General features: G+C 70.7%; 13 protein-coding genes. 11 read left to right on the top strand and 2 right to left on the bottom strand.

Annotation, left to right across the window (positions count from 1 at the left end; genetic code table 11):
* Positions 1-164 precede the first annotated feature (164 nt).
* The 11 genes from pgsA (at position 165) to ACFVWU_RS41765 (ending at position 11895) form a co-directional block, all read left to right on the top strand.
* The gene (pgsA, locus tag ACFVWU_RS41815; protein ID WP_387631271.1) at positions 165-785 is read left to right on the top strand and encodes a CDP-diacylglycerol--glycerol-3-phosphate 3-phosphatidyltransferase; all 621 of its coding nucleotides are present in this window, start codon (positions 165-167) and stop codon (positions 783-785) included.
* A 124-nt stretch (positions 786-909) separates the two neighbouring features.
* On the top strand, positions 910-3405 hold the full coding sequence (locus ACFVWU_RS41810) for a sugar phosphate nucleotidyltransferase (protein ID WP_387631269.1): 2496 nt from the start codon (positions 910-912) through the stop codon (positions 3403-3405).
* Between the two features lie 174 nt (positions 3406-3579).
* Positions 3580-4653 (top strand): DUF881 domain-containing protein, encoded by a 1074-nt coding sequence (locus ACFVWU_RS41805; RefSeq protein WP_387631268.1) that lies wholly within the window; start codon positions 3580-3582, stop codon positions 4651-4653.
* Positions 4650-4982 carry a small basic family protein gene (locus ACFVWU_RS41800; protein ID WP_030062488.1) on the top strand — a complete coding sequence of 111 codons (333 nt, stop codon included), beginning with the start codon at positions 4650-4652 and terminating at the stop codon, positions 4980-4982. The genes ACFVWU_RS41805 and ACFVWU_RS41800 overlap by 4 nt, the downstream gene beginning before the upstream one ends.
* A gap of 178 nt (positions 4983-5160) precedes the next feature.
* The gene (locus ACFVWU_RS41795; RefSeq protein ID WP_387631278.1) at positions 5161-6117 is read left to right on the top strand and encodes a DUF881 domain-containing protein; all 957 of its coding nucleotides are present in this window, start codon (positions 5161-5163) and stop codon (positions 6115-6117) included.
* Positions 6118-6343: 226 nt separating this feature from the next.
* Positions 6344-7225, top strand: coding sequence for an FHA domain-containing protein (locus ACFVWU_RS41790; RefSeq protein WP_387631266.1), 882 nt, complete (start codon positions 6344-6346; stop codon positions 7223-7225).
* 179 nt (positions 7226-7404) lie between these two features.
* Positions 7405-8100 (top strand): MerR family transcriptional regulator, encoded by a 696-nt coding sequence (locus ACFVWU_RS41785; protein ID WP_387631276.1) that lies wholly within the window; start codon positions 7405-7407, stop codon positions 8098-8100.
* A gap of 97 nt (positions 8101-8197) precedes the next feature.
* Entirely contained in the window at positions 8198-8674 is a 477-nt protein-coding gene (locus tag ACFVWU_RS41780) for a bifunctional nuclease family protein (protein WP_030303568.1), read from the top strand.
* Positions 8675-8897: 223 nt separating this feature from the next.
* The gene (locus ACFVWU_RS41775) at positions 8898-9542 is read left to right on the top strand and encodes a MerR family transcriptional regulator (RefSeq protein ID WP_387631264.1); all 645 of its coding nucleotides are present in this window, start codon (positions 8898-8900) and stop codon (positions 9540-9542) included.
* Positions 9543-9729: 187 nt separating this feature from the next.
* Positions 9730-10401, top strand: a complete 672-nt coding sequence (locus tag ACFVWU_RS41770; protein ID WP_387631273.1) for a vancomycin high temperature exclusion protein — start codon at positions 9730-9732, stop codon at positions 10399-10401.
* A gap of 99 nt (positions 10402-10500) precedes the next feature.
* Positions 10501-11895 carry a DNA polymerase IV gene (locus tag ACFVWU_RS41765; RefSeq protein ID WP_387631261.1) on the top strand — a complete coding sequence of 465 codons (1395 nt, stop codon included), beginning with the start codon at positions 10501-10503 and terminating at the stop codon, positions 11893-11895.
* A 149-nt stretch (positions 11896-12044) separates the two neighbouring features.
* Here ACFVWU_RS41765 and ACFVWU_RS41760 read toward each other — a convergent pair whose 3' ends face one another.
* The gene (locus tag ACFVWU_RS41760; RefSeq protein ID WP_387631259.1) at positions 12045-13535 is read right to left on the bottom strand and encodes an MFS transporter; all 1491 of its coding nucleotides are present in this window, start codon (positions 13533-13535) and stop codon (positions 12045-12047) included.
* Positions 13536-13761: 226 nt separating this feature from the next.
* The coding region (locus tag ACFVWU_RS41755; protein WP_387631256.1) for a YsnF/AvaK domain-containing protein at positions 13762-14331 on the bottom strand (570 nt) is incomplete at its 5' end.

The following is a 14331-nucleotide window of genomic DNA, read 5'->3' as shown; positions in this document are numbered from 1 at the left end:
AGCTAAGCCTCACAGCGCCGATGGTACTGCAGGGGGGACCCTGTGGGAGAGTAGGACGCCGCCGAACAATTCTTCGAGAGAAGCCCCCGCCGGGTGAACCGGACGGGGGCTTTTCTGTTGTAAGGTCAACGTGCATTGTCGTCACATGGGACAGGAGGCCCCAGGTGGAGGTCCAGGAGACGCGGGTCCAGACCGATCGCGTCCTCACCATCCCCAACCTGCTGAGCATGGGCCGGCTGGTCGGCGTTCCGCTTTTTCTCTGGCTCATTCTGTGGCCGGTCTTCGGTGGGCCCAACAATGATCTCTGGGCGCTGCTGATCCTGATGCTGAGCGGGATCAGTGACTACCTGGACGGAAAGCTCGCCAGGCGGTGGGGGCAGATCAGCCGGGTGGGGCAGCTGCTGGACCCGCTGGCTGACCGGCTCTATGTGCTGTCCACGCTGGTCGGATTGACCTGGCGTGAGATTCTGCCGTGGTGGGTGACGGCGATTCTGCTGGCCCGGGAACTGTTCATCGCCTCGCTGTTGCCCATTCTGAACAAGCGCGGTTACGGGCCGCTGCAGGTGAGTTTCCTCGGGAAGGCCGCGACCTTCAATCTGATGTACGCGTTTCCGCTTCTGTTGCTCGGCAACGTGCACAGCTGGATCGCGCGGCCGGCCGAGGTGGTGAGCTGGGCCTTCATCTGGTGGGGAACCACGCTCTACTGGTGGTCCGCCATTCTTTACGCGGTGCAGGCGCGGCAGATCGTCAAGGCCGCCTCCGCGACCTCGGCGTCCACAGCCTGAGACGTGATCTGAGAGAAGTCCCACGCTGTACCGGTGCGTCGGACGATACCTTCCGGGTAGAGAACCCTCTGGAACGGTTTGATGGACCTGCAGGTCCACCACCGCGAAGGAGGACGCACCCGTAATGAAAGCCGTTGTCATGGCAGGGGGCGAGGGCACCCGACTCCGCCCGATGACCTCCAGCATGCCGAAGCCGCTGCTTCCGGTCGCCAATATGCCGATCATGGAGCACGTGCTTCGGCTGCTGAAGCGGCACGGCCTCTCCGACACCGTGGTCACCGTCCAGTTCCTGGCGTCACTGGTCAAGAACTACTTCGGTGACGGTGAGGAACTGGGGATGCATCTCACGTATGCCCATGAGGAGACGCCACTAGGCACTGCGGGGAGTGTCAAGAACGCCGAGGACGCGCTCAAGGACGACTCCTTTCTGGTGATCTCCGGTGACGCGCTGACCGACTTCAATCTCTCCGAATTGATCGACTTTCACCGCAGCAAGAACGCTCTGGTCACCGTCTGCCTCACCAGGGTGCCGAATCCTCTGGAGTTCGGTATCACGATCACGGACGACGACGGGCGGGTCGAACGCTTCCTGGAGAAGCCGACTTGGGGGCAGGTCTTCTCCGACACGGTGAACACCGGCATCTACGTGATGGAACCCGAGGTCTTCGACTACGTCGCGGCGGGTGAGTCCGTCGACTGGTCGAGTGATGTCTTCCCGCAGCTGTTGAAGGAGGGCAAGCGGGTCTACGGCTACGTCGCCGAGGGCTACTGGGAGGACGTGGGCACCCACGAGAGCTACGGCAAGGCCCAGGCGGACGTCCTGGAGGGCAAGGTCGACGTCGAGATCGACGGTTTCGAGATCTCGCCGGGCGTCTGGGTGGCCGAGGGGGCGGAGGTCGACCCCGAGGCCGTGCTGCGCGGGCCGCTGTACATCGGCGACTACGCCAAGGTCGAGGCCGGTGTGGAGATCCGCGAGCACACCGTGCTGGGCAGCAACGTGGTGGTCAAGCGCGGGGCCTTCCTGCACAAGGCGGTGGTGCACGACAACGTGTACGTCGGCCCGCAGAGCAATCTGCGCGGCTGCGTGGTGGGCAAGAACACCGATGTGATGCGGGCCGCGCGGATCGAGGACGGCGCGGTGATCGGGGACGAGTGCCTGGTCGGCGAGGAGTCGATCATCGCGGCGAACGTCAGGGTCTACCCGTTCAAGACCATCGAGGCCGGGGCCGTCGTCAACACCTCGGTGATCTGGGAGTCCCGCGGTCAGGAGCACCTCTTCGGTGTCCGCGGTGTCTCGGGGATCCTGAACGTCGAGATCACTCCCGAGCTGGCCGTACGGCTGGCCGGCGCGTACGCGACGACGCTGAAGAAGGGTGCCACCGTCACCATTGCGCGTGACCACTCGCGAGGTGCGCGTGCGCTCAAACGGGCGATGATCTCGGCGCTGCAGACGAGCGCGATCGACGTCCGAGACCTGGAGAACGTGCCGATGCCGGTGGCCCGGCAGCACACGGCGCGGGGGAGCGCGGGCGGGATCTTCCTGCGGACCACGCCCGGAGTGCCGGACTCGCTGGACATCCTGTTCTTCGACGAGCGCGGCGCGGACCTCTCGCAGGCGGGGCAGCGCAAGCTCGACCGCGTCTACGCGCGTCAGGAGTACCGGCGGGCCTTCCCCGGCGAGATCGGGGACCTGACCTTCCCGTCCAGCGTCTTCGACTCCTACGCGGGCAACCTGCTGCGGACGGTGGACACCACCGGGGTCCGGGAGGCCGGGCTGAAGGTGGTCGTGGACACCGCGCACGGCAGCGCGGGGCTGGTTCTGCCGAGCATCCTCGGCCGGCTCGGGGTGGAGGCGCTCACCGTCTCCAGCGGGCTGGACGAGGCACGGCCGACCGAGGACGCGGAGACGCGGCGGGCCGGGCTGGCCAGGCTCGGTGAGTTGGTGGCCTCTTCACGGGCGGCCTTCGGTGTCCGCTTCGACCCGGTCGGTGAGCGCGTCGCCTTCGTCGACGAGCTGGGCCGGGTGATCGACGACGACCGGGCGCTGCTGGTGCTGCTGGACCTGGTCGCGGCCGAGCGCCGCAGTGGGCAGGTGGCGCTGCCGGTGACCACGACCCGGATCGCCGAGCAGGTCGCCGCCTACCACGGCACCCAGGTCATCTGGACCACGACGACGCCGGACGACCTCGCGAAGGCGGCCTCCGCTGAGGGCACGGTGTTCGGCGGAGACGGGCGCGGTGGCTTCGTGGTGCCCGAGTTCAGCGGGGTGCTGGACGGCGCCGCGGCCTTCGTCCGCTTGGTCGGCCTGGTGGCCCGGACCCAGCTCACGCTGAGCCAGATCGACGCGCGGATCCCGCAGGCGCACATCCGGCGCCGGGACATCGCGACGCCGTGGGCGGCCAAGGGCATGGTCATGCGCTCGGTGGTGGAGGCGGCCGGAAGCCGGCGGTTGGACACCACGGACGGCGTCCGGGTGGTCGAGGCGGACGGGCGCTGGACGCTGGTGCTGCCGGACCCGGCCGAGGCGGTCACCCACCTGTGGGCCGAGGGACCGGACGACGCGGCCACCGAGGCGCTGCTCGACGAGTGGGCGGCGGTGGTCGACGGCGCGGGGCGGTGACGGCCTGAGCGTACGAATGCCCTGATCGGCGGGGCGTGCGGCCTGGTTCGCACGCCCCGCTGTCCGATTTCACATCATTCGGAGCGGTCCGTCGCTTTCCGTGGGTGTGTGCAACGTGTGCGCAGCTCAGGGGCCGTGCACGGGGCTCCTCGCGTTCATGGGACGATGGTCCGCATGCCAGCGACGCCGACGCCGAGTGCCCCGAACGGACGGTACAACCGTCCGGACGCCTCGATGTCACTGCTGACGAACGTGATGGACCACAGCCTGGACGAGGGCTACGCCGAGGCGGCCGCCGCGCGGGGCGGCGAGCACGACAGTCGGATACCCCAGACCCTGCGGGGTCTGCTCACGCTGGGCGCCGGACTGGCGCTGGTCGGGGGCGTGGTGACGGTCGGCGCGGTGAACGCGCACAAGGCGGAGCCTTCGCTCGCCAAGGAGCGGGACGCGCTGATCCACCGGATCAATGACAGCAACGGCTCGGCCGACCAGCTGCAGAAGCAGGTCCAGGACCTGCGGCGCAAGGTCGAGGAGACGCAGCAGCAGGCGCTCCCCTCGGGGGACGGCGACACGGGTGGTCTGACCGGCACGGTGGGCCTGGGGGAGGTCACCGGGCCGGGAATGAAGCTGGTCCTGGAGGACGCCCCGGGGACGGGGAGTGGGGGCAACGTCGACCCGCGGGCCGGGCAGGGCTTCTCCAACAGCGGGCGGCTGCGTGACCGCGACCTGCAGCTGGTGGTGAACGGTCTGTGGGGGTCCGGCGCGGAAGCGGTCTCGATCAACGGCCAGCGGCTGACCGCGCTGTCCGCGATCCGCGCCGCAGGTGAGGCGGTGCTGGTGGACAACCGGCCGCTGGTCCCGCCGTACAACATCCAGGCGATCGGGGACGGGCCGAAGCTCCTCTCCGCCTTCGAGAGCGACATGGCCGGGCAGTACCTGCGGCTGCTCCAGGAGAAGTACGGCATCAAGTCGACGCTCTCCGCGCAGAAGAGCCTGACGCTGCCGGCGGCGGTGGGGGTGACGCTGCGGACCGCCCAACCGGTCACGCCCGAGCCCACGCCCACGGCGACCCCGTCGGCCACGTCGTCGGCCGGCCCGAGCGGCACTCCTTCGGGCGGTCCCGGAACCTCGGAGAGCCCCGGCGCGTCCGTTTCACCATCCGCACGCAGCGGTGGTCCGACCCCGAAGCGGCGTCCGACCAGCGGATCCACCAAGACCACGACAGGGACAGGAGCAGCTAGACCGTGATTGCCGTACTGGGTCTCGTGATCGGGGTGGTCGTCGGCCTCTTCGTCCAACCCGAGGTGCCGGACGCCGTCGTGCCGTACCTGCCGATCGCGGTGGTGGCGGCGCTGGACGCGGTGTTCGGCGGCGTCCGGGCGATGCTGGACGGGATCTTCAACGACAAGGTGTTCATCGTCTCGTTCCTGTCGAACGTGGTGGTCGCGGCGCTGATCGTCTTCCTCGGTGACCAGCTGGGCGTCGGCTCACAGCTGTCCACGGGAGTGGTCGTCGTCCTGGGCATCCGCATCTTCTCCAACGCGGCCGCGATCCGGCGTCATGTCTTCCGTGCCTGAGCCGGGCCGCGAGGCGGCGGAGGAGAAAACGGCCGGGAAGGCTGTCGGGGCGCCCGGGCCGGAGGCGGCGGATGAGACCGCTGCGGTCGAGCATGCGGAGGCGGGAGCGGAGCCGGAGGCGGAGAAGTCTGACGCTGAGGCTGAGCTTGAGGGCGCCGTGGCGGAGCCGGAGCCGGTGGTGTCGCTGACGAAGGCGCCGGAGCCGGAGTCCGCCGGCGGGACGTCGAAGGCGGAGCCCGAGCGTGAGCCGAAGCCTGAGCCGAAGCCTGAGCCGACGGCCGAGCCGACGGCCGAGCCGCAGGTCGAGGCGCAGGTCGAGGCGGGGCCGGAGTCCACTGAGTCCGAGCCCGCCGAGCCCACCGAGCCGGCCGGGACCGCCGAAGCCGAGCAGCCCGCCGCAGGGGACCGGAACGCCGGTCGGCGGCGGCTGAAGGCGGCGCTGTGGCCGCCGCGGCTGTCGCGCGGGCAGTTGGTGGTGGCGCTGCTGCTGTTCTCGCTCGGCCTGGCACTGGCGATCCAGGTGCGCTCGACCAACGACCACCACAACCAGTTGCGCGGGGCCCGGCAGGAGGATCTGGTCCGGATCCTCGACGAACTGGACAGCCGTCAGCAGCGTCTCCAACAGGAGAAGGCGGAGCTCGAGCAGTCCCTGGCCAAGTTGGAGAACAGCTCCAACCAGGCCAAGGAAGCCCAGGAGCAGACCAGGAAGAAGATGACGGAACTGGGTGTGCTGGCCGGTACGGTCAAAGCCACTGGTCCGGGCATCGTACTCACGGTCGATGATCCCCAAGGGCAGGTGAAGGCAGATATGCTGCTGGACACCCTGCAGGAACTTCGAGCGGCGGGGGCGGAGGCGATTCAGATCAACGATGTGCGCGTGGTGGTCAACACCTACTTCACCGACCTGTCGGGCGGCGGGGTGCAGATCGACGGCAAGAAGGTCGCGCCGCCCTATCGGTTCACCGTCGTGGGGAACCCGCAGGATCTGACTCCCGCGCTGAACATCCCGGGTGGTGTCGTCCGTACGTTGGAGAGCCACCAGGCGCGGGCGACGATCACCCAGCAGCAGAAGGTGGTCGTGGACGCCCTCGTGGATCCGAAGACGCCGCAGTACGCCAAGCCGGCTTCGAAGTGACGGGGCGTCCGACGAACGGCCCGTCACGGCCGGGCGGCACCCGCTGCGGGGCGCCGTCGCCGCGTGGGAGAGACTGGTTCGCACCAGTACGCTCCGTAGCACCAATCGCAGCACCAACCGTCGGAGTACCACTCCAGCAGGCCCGAGCCGCAACCGGGCCCGCAGCCTGTCCGAGGTTCTCACCCTGCCCCGCGGGCGGGTCTGTCACACGCAAGGGGATTCGCCCGTGAGTTTCTTCTCGAAGTTGTTCGGTCGCAACAAGGGCCGTGACGCGGCCGCCGTCGAGGCGCCCACCGCTCGGCACCGTCGGCCGGAGGACGAGCCCGTAGTGCCGGGCATGCGCTCCGCCCCCGAGGCCGCGCCGTACGCCGGACAGCAGCTCTACCGGGACGGCGGCGCCGCCCAGTACGCGGGAAATCAGGCGGGCTACGGCGCGTCGGTTGACCCCTCCGGCGACCCGCGCATAGGTTTCCCGTCAGCACCCTCAACCTCTGGTGGAGGGTTTGCCCCGGACCCGTACGCCGGGCACAACCCGTCGGGTGTGCCGCGCCAGGAGGCTGTGAACATGGCTGGCCCTACTCCGTGTCCCAGGTGTGGTAACCAGAACCCGGCCGCGGCCCGCTTCTGTTCCAACTGCGGCACCGCACTGCGCGGCGGCCTGCTGCCCGAGGGGGCGGTGGAGACCACCTCGACCATCTCGATCTCCGGTCTGGAGTCCTACGATCCCACCACCACGACCGGCACCGGCACCACGCCGGCCCTGTCGGCCGAGGTGCTGCAGGCGATCGACGCGCTGCCGCCGGGCTCGGCCCTGCTGATCGTGCAGCGCGGCCCGAACTCGGGCAGCCGGTTCCTGCTGGACTCGGACGTCACTACGGCAGGACGTCACCCGCAGGGCGACATCTTCCTGGACGACGTCACGGTCTCGCGCCGCCACGTGGAGTTCCGCCGCACCCCGGCCGGCTTCAGCGTCGCGGACGTGGGCAGCCTGAACGGCACTTACGTCAACCGGGAGCGGATCGACGAGGTGTCGCTGAACAACGGCGACGAGGTGCAGATCGGCAAGTACCGGCTGGTGTTCTTCGCCGGCCACCACCGGGGGTACTGAAACCAACGTCGGCAGGAGCCCGAGTGAGCAGCGATACCCCTTCTTCTCTCGGGGCGGCCAACCCCGCGTCGTCGTCCGGTCAGCAGCTGGACCGGGTCGGGCGCGGGGTGGTCGCGGGCCCCAGACAGCCGCTCCGGCCGGACCGGCCGGCCGGGCGGCGGCGCGGCGGTGACGAGCTGCTGAGCATCGGCGCGGTGTTGGCCTCCCTGCGCGACGACTTCCCCGAGGTGACCATCTCCAAGATCCGCTTCCTGGAGGCGGAGGGACTGGTGGAGCCGCAGCGCACTCCCTCGGGGTACCGCAAGTTCAGCCCGGCCGACGTCGAGCGGCTGGCCTACGTGCTGCGGATGCAGCGCGACCACTACCTGCCGCTGCGGGTGATCCGCGAGCACCTGGACGCGATCGAGCGCGGCGAGGCCCCGCCGGCGCTTCCGCCGGCCACCGATGCCCGGCCCGGGCCGATGGAGGAGGCCGACCGCGAGTTGGTGGCCTCCGCCGACGTCCCGTCCGGGGTCCGGCTGGGGCGCGCCGAGCTGCTGGCCGCCGCCGAGGCCGGGGAGCGGGAACTCGTCGAGTGGGAGTCCTACGGGCTGGTCACGCCGGGCCCGGACGGCGGGTACGACGGCGAGGCGTTGCAGGTGGCCCGGCTGGTCGCGGAACTCGGCCGGTACGGGCTGGAGCCGCGGCACCTGAGAGCCATGAAGGCGGCGGCGGAGCGCGAGATCGCGCTGGTGGAGCAGGTGGTGGCGCCCTTGCGGCGACACCGGAACCCGCAGACCCGGGCGCACGCGGAGGCCACCGCGCGGGAGCTCGCGACGCTGTCCGTACGGCTCCACGCGGCCATGGTCCAGGCTGGTCTGCGGACCCGTCCGTAGCGTCCGAAGAGTCCTCCGCCCGTCGGGTGCACCGCGCTGACCAGCGGCGTCGGTCCTGCGCTTTCATATCCGGGGTCGGAGCCATAGGGTTGCCTGTGTGAATGAGCTCGACGTCGTGGGTGTCCGAGTGGAGATGCCTTCCAACCAGCCGATCGTGCTGCTGCGGGAGGTCGGGGGAGATCGCTACCTGCCGATCTGGATCGGCCCCGGCGAGGCGACCGCGATCGCCTTCGCCCAGCAGGGCATGACTCCGGTGCGCCCGCTGACGCACGACCTGTTCAAGGACGTCCTGGAAGCGCTCGGCCAGCAGCTCACCGAGGTCCGGATCACCGACCTGCGGGAGGGCGTGTTCTACGCCGAGCTGGTGTTCGCCGGCGGGGTCGAGGTGAGTGCCCGGCCGTCCGACGCGATAGCGCTCGCCCTGCGCACCGGCACGCCGATCTACGGCAGCGAGGAGGTGCTCGCCGAGGCGGGCATCGCGATCCCGGACGAGCAGGAGGACGAGGTCGAGAAGTTCCGCGAGTTCCTCGACCAGGTGTCGCCCGAGGACTTCGGGGGCAGCGGTCCGCAGTAGCGCGGACGGTCCGGTCGGCGGTTCCACACGCCGTTTTGCCAAAATCCGTCCGTCTACCCACACTGGGGGCACGAAAAACCACTCTCCTGAGTGATGTGGTTTGTCTGGCCCGGCGTGGCGATCGTTGACGGGTCATAGGGGACTGCCTACCGTCAGGAGTGGCTGTCCGGGTGGCCGATGCCCGCAGTCGGGTTGCCCGCAGCACAAGTGGACGGAGGTAGGCATGAGCAGCACCGGCGATGACGTGGCCGGGGGAGGCCTGTGCGCCGTGCACGTGCCCCGCGCCGCCCGTACCGTGACCGACCTGCCCCGCATGGGCAGGTTCCCGGCCGTACAGCCGGGTCAGCCCGCCATCGAGCGGCTGGCCCCGACATCCGAACTGATCGGCTTCCGCGGCCCGACGGCCTGCGCGGCGGCCGGCATCACCTACCGCCAGCTGGACTACTGGGCCCGCACCGGACTGTTGGAGCCCAGCGTCCGGACGGCGTACCCGGCGACCAGCCAGCGGCTCTACAGCTTCCGCGACATCCTGCTGCTCAAGATCGTGAAGCGGCTGCTGGACGTCGGCGTCTCGCTCCAGAACATCCGGGTGGCCGTCTCCCATCTGCAGTCCGCCGACCAGGCCGACCTGGCCGGGCTGACGCTGATGTGCGACGGTGCGACGGTGTACGAGTGCACCACGCCGCAGCAGGTGGTCGATCTGCTGAAGGGTGGTCAGGGGGTCTTCGGCATCGCGGTGGGGGCGGTCTGGCAGGAGCTGGAGCTGACCCTCGGTCGGCTGCACGCGGAGCGCACCGACACCGGCGAGACGCTCGTCGGGCAGGACCCGGGGGACGAGTTGGCGCAGCGGCGTAACCGGGCGGTCTGACGCGCAGTTCCGGGGCACACGTTCTGACGTGCCGGTGGTGAGTCACTGATCTTGACGAGGCCGTGGGCCCGGACGGGGAACCGTTCGGGCCCACGGCCTCGTCGTGTTGCCCGGTGGAACGATCGAGGGAGGGCACGTGGGGGTCGGCACCGGGATAGCGGGGCTGCTGCGGCGCCGGGCGGCGGGGATGCGGGTGCGGTTGCGGGAGCGGCGCACCCAGCGCAGGGTCTTCCAGGCGACGACGCTGCTCTGCTCGCTGGCGCTCGCGCCGAGCGCCTGGCTGTGGACCGCGGCGGGGGACCGGGTGGGCACGGTCGGGAGCGCGCCGTCCGCGCCGGTGGCGGTGGTCTTCGGCGCGGGGCTGGACCAGGGCAAGCCCTCGCCGTACCTGGAGCACCGGCTGACGGCGGCGCTGGACCTGTACCGGGAGGGGAAGGTGCAGGCCATCCTGGTGACCGGGGACAACGGGCGGGTCTCGTACGACGAGCCGGACGCGATGTACCGGTACCTGACCGAGCACGGAGTGCCGCAGGAGCGGGTGGTCCGCGACTACGCCGGTTTCAACACCTGGGACTCCTGCACCCGGGCGCACCGGATCTTCGGGGTGGACCGCGCGGTGCTGGTCAGCCAGGACTTCCACGTCCGGCGGGCGCTGGCGCTGTGTGAGGCGGCGGGCATCCGGTCGTACGCGGTCGGGGTGCCGGAGCTGCACGACTCCACCTGGCTGTACGGCGGGCTGCGGGAGATCGCGGGGGCGGGCAAGGCAGCGGTGAACGCCTGGCTGCGGCCGGACCCGGCGCTGCTCGGGCCCAAGGAGGACGGCATCCCGAAGGCGCTGGCGCAGGCGGCGAAGGAGTAGCCGACGGCCCCGGCCACCGGCCCCGGGTCGCCGGGCGTCGGTCGCGGGGCGTCGGCCGGGTTCGTACGCACTGTCGGACCCGTGCGCGATGATCAGCGGGTGCGATCTCTGCCGAGCATCATCCACCTCGACATGGACGCCTTCTTCGCGGCGGTGGAGCAGGCGGCCAAGCCCAGCCTGCGCGGCAAACCGGTGATCGTCGGCGGGCTCGGCGGGCGTGGTGTGGTCTCCACGGCCTCGTACGAGGCGCGCAAGTTCGGGGTGCACTCGGCGATGCCGATGGCCCAGGCGCGGCGGTTGTGCCCCAACGCGGCCTTCCTGTCCGGGCGCTTCGAGGCGTACCGGCAGAACAGCGAGATCGTGATGGGGCTGCTGCGGGAGCTGTCACCACTGGTGCAGCCGCTGAGCCTGGACGAGGCCTTCGTCGACCTGGAGGCCGGTGCGTACGGCCCGGTGCTGGCGGAGACGGACCACGAAACCGGTGAGCGGTTGGTGCTCGCCCTGGCGGAGGACCTGCGGGCGGACATCCAGCGGCTCACCGGGCTGACCGGCTCGGTCGGGGCGGCGGGCTCCAAGCTGATGGCGAAGATCGCCTCCGAACAGGCCAAACCGGACGGGCTGGTGCTGATCGAGCCCGGGCAGGAGCGGGCCGTGCTCGGGCCGATGCCGGTGCGGGCGCTGCCCGGCATCGGGCCGGCCACCGAGCAGGTGCTGCGGCGGGCAGGGCTGACCACGGTGTCGGACCTCGCGGAGGCGGGGGAGGCGGAGCTGGTCGCGCTGCTCGGGCGGGCGCACGGCGCCGGGATCCACCACATGTCGATAGGGCTGGACGAGCGGCCGGTGGTGGCCGACCAGGACGCCAAGTCGGTCTCGGTGGAGGACACCTACGAGGTGGACCTGGCCGACCGGGACCGGGTGCTGCGCGAGGTGGAGGCGCTGGCCGCCCGGTGCGTGCGACGGCTGCGGGCGGCCGGGCGCTCGGGGCGGACGGTGGTGCTCAAGGTCCGGCGGTTCGACTTCTCGACGCTGACCCGCTCGGAAACCCTCGGCGGGCCCACCGACGACGAGGCGGTGATCACCACGACGGCGCGGCGGCTGGCCGAGCAGGTGGACATCACCGGCGGGGTCCGGCTGCTCGGCGTGGGCGTGGCCCAACTGGCCGACTACACCCAGGAGGACCTGTTCGCGCAGGCGCTGCGCGAGGAGGCGGCCGAGCACACCGAGGCGGCCCGGGCGGCGGAGGCCGAGGAGGAGCCGGAGGAGGTCGTGGTGCGGCGCTGGATGCCCGGACAGGACGTCCACCACGCCGAGTTCGGGCCGGGGTGGGTGCAGGGCAGCGGCGTCGGGAGGGTCACCGTGCGGTTCGAGACACCGTGGAGCGAACCGGGACGGGTACGGACCTTCGCGGTCGACGACCCGGCGCTGGAACCGGCCCGGCCGTTGCCGCTGCGGCGGGTGGCGGGCGGGGAGGACGGTGAGGGGCCGGACGACTGAGGGGCCCGGGACGCGGAACGGCCCCACCCGGTAGGAGTACCGGATGGGGCCGCATACCGTGCCGGACTCCGCACCGTCGTGATGCCCTCGCGACGTACGGAGGCCGGGCCCGCGCGCCCTGTCCCTGAGCGCGCGGGCCGGACGCCTGGTCAGGCGTCGGTCTTGACCAGCTCGGCGCTGGAGTCCTGCGGGGCCGAGCCGCCCAGGGCGGTGGCGGCCGGCTTGACGGTGCGGATCAGGAACGGGACGGCACCGGCGACGATGCAGACGATGGCCGTGGTCCAGAACGCGTGCTTGTAGGCGTCCAGGGTGGGCAGCAGCACCGCGATCTTGATCGGGAGCTTCATGGTGTCGCCGGTCAGGATGGCGGTCATCACGGCGGTGCCGATCGCGCCACCGACGGTGCGCAGCACGGAGTTCATGCCGTTGGCGATGCCGCTCTGCTCGACCGGGACGGCGCCGTTGATGAAGGCCGGCATCGCGGCGAAGGCGAGGCCGATGCCGAGACCGAAGATCGCCGAGGCGGTGTAGATGTCGCCCTCGTGGCTGTGCCGCAGGGCCAGGTAGGCCATCGCGACGGCGCCGAGGACACCACCGAGGACCAGCGGCAGACGGGGACCGCGGCGGGCGATCAGCAGGGCGCCGACAGGGGCGGCCACCATCGAGCCGATCGCGGACGGCAGCAGCATCACACCGGCGTGCAGGACGGTCGCGGTGAAGCCGTAGTGGGCCAGCTTCTCCGGGGTCTGGGCGAAGTTGCTGATGACCATGAACGAGCCGTACATGCCGAAGCCGATGAGCAGGCCGGCCAGGTTGGTGAAGGCCACGGCCGGGCGGGACATCATCTTCAGGTCCACCAGCGGGTGCGAGACCTTGGTCTCGATGATCCCCCAGATCAGGGCGACCACGGCGGCGACGGCGAACAGGCCGAGGGTTTTGGTGGAGGTCCAGCCCCAGTGGTTGCCCTGGCTGACCGCGACCAGCAGGGCGGAGAGCCAGCCGGCCAGGGTGAGGGCGCCGAGCGGGTCGGCGCCGCCGTCCTTGTCGGTCACCGGGTCGGACGGGACGCGGAAGGCGACCAGGGCCACCGCGAGCAGGCCGAAGGCCAGGCCCATCCAGAAGATCGACTTGTAGTTCCAGTGCTCCAGCAGGAGGCCGGTGGCCACCAGGCCGAGGCCGGAGCCGACGCCCATCGAGGCGCTGATGGCGGCGACGCCGCCGGTCACCTTCTGCTTGGGCAGCTCGTCGCGGACGATGCTGATCGCCAGCGGCATCACGCCACCGCCGGCGCCCTGCAGGACGCGGGCGACGATCAGCCAGGTGAAGGAGTGGGTGCTGACCGCCAGCGCCGACCCGGCGACCAGGCCGGCCAGCGAGATCAGCAGCATGGGCTTACGGCCCCGGAGGTCGCCGAAGCGGCCCAGCAGGGGAGTCAGCACGGCTGCGGAGAGCAGGTTGGCGGTCATCAGCCAGGTGATGTTGGACCCGGAGACGTCCAGTTCCTTGGCCAGCGACGGCAGGATCGGGACGACCGCGGTCTGCACCACGCTGAACGACAGCATCGCCAGGATGAGGGCCGGCAGGACCCGGGCGTTGCTCTGCTTCTCGGCCGCGGTGGTGGGCTGGGGTGCCTCACTCACGGTTGCTTCCTCCCGTACATAGTGAATGAACTGAAGTAACCATGCAGGGAGATACTTCAGAGTGTCAAATATCGAGCGGTTAAGCTTTGGCAAAGGCGGCGGGATGTCGCCTGCGGCGGGGCCGGGGGCTGAGAGCAGGAGGGCGGCGTTCGCGGGGAGTTGGGGCCGGGGTGGGGGCATGGCGAGGGCCCCGGACGGGGTCCGGGGCCCTGGGGAGTGGGTCGGGTCAGGAGAAGGGGCGCAGGGAGTCGGGGCGGACGCCGTTGGTCGCGGGGGTGGTCGGGTCGGGGGCGGCGGTGGTGCTGTCGTGGACTTCGACGTGCTCGCGGCGGAGTTCGTCGCGGACCACCTCCTCCGTGGTGTAGCGCTCGACGATCAGGCGGACCCGCTCGACCGGGGCGACGTACTTGCGGATGATGGGGTGTTCCTCGCGGAGGGTGACCTCCTCGACCGCCTCGGCGATCTCCTTGTCGGTGAGGGTGGAGCGCTCGGCTTCGCTGACCGGGATGCGCTCCACCCGGACCCGCTCGCGGACCAGCGGGATGCGGCGCTCGACCTGCTCGCTGGTCACGTACTTGCGCAGCTTCGCGGTGCCCAGGGCGTGCCACTCGGTGGTGATGTCCAGCCGCTCCTCGCGGCAGGTGATCTCGACCGGGGCGCTCGGGGCCGAGGTGGCGGCGCTGGTGGTGGGTGCCGGGGCGGGCGCGGCCGGGGCCGGTTGCGGTTTCGGCTTCGGCTCGACTCCGGGCCGACGCGAAAAGTACCACTCGGCGGTGCCGGGGTCTGCGGTGGGTGC

It is taken from the genome of Kitasatospora sp. NPDC058190 (genome assembly GCF_042883685.1).
In the GTDB taxonomy this organism is placed as follows: Bacteria; Actinomycetota; Actinomycetes; order Streptomycetales; family Streptomycetaceae; genus Kitasatospora.
The sequence above is the reverse complement of the archived record's forward strand: the minus strand, read 5'-3'. Positions and strand labels throughout refer to the sequence as shown.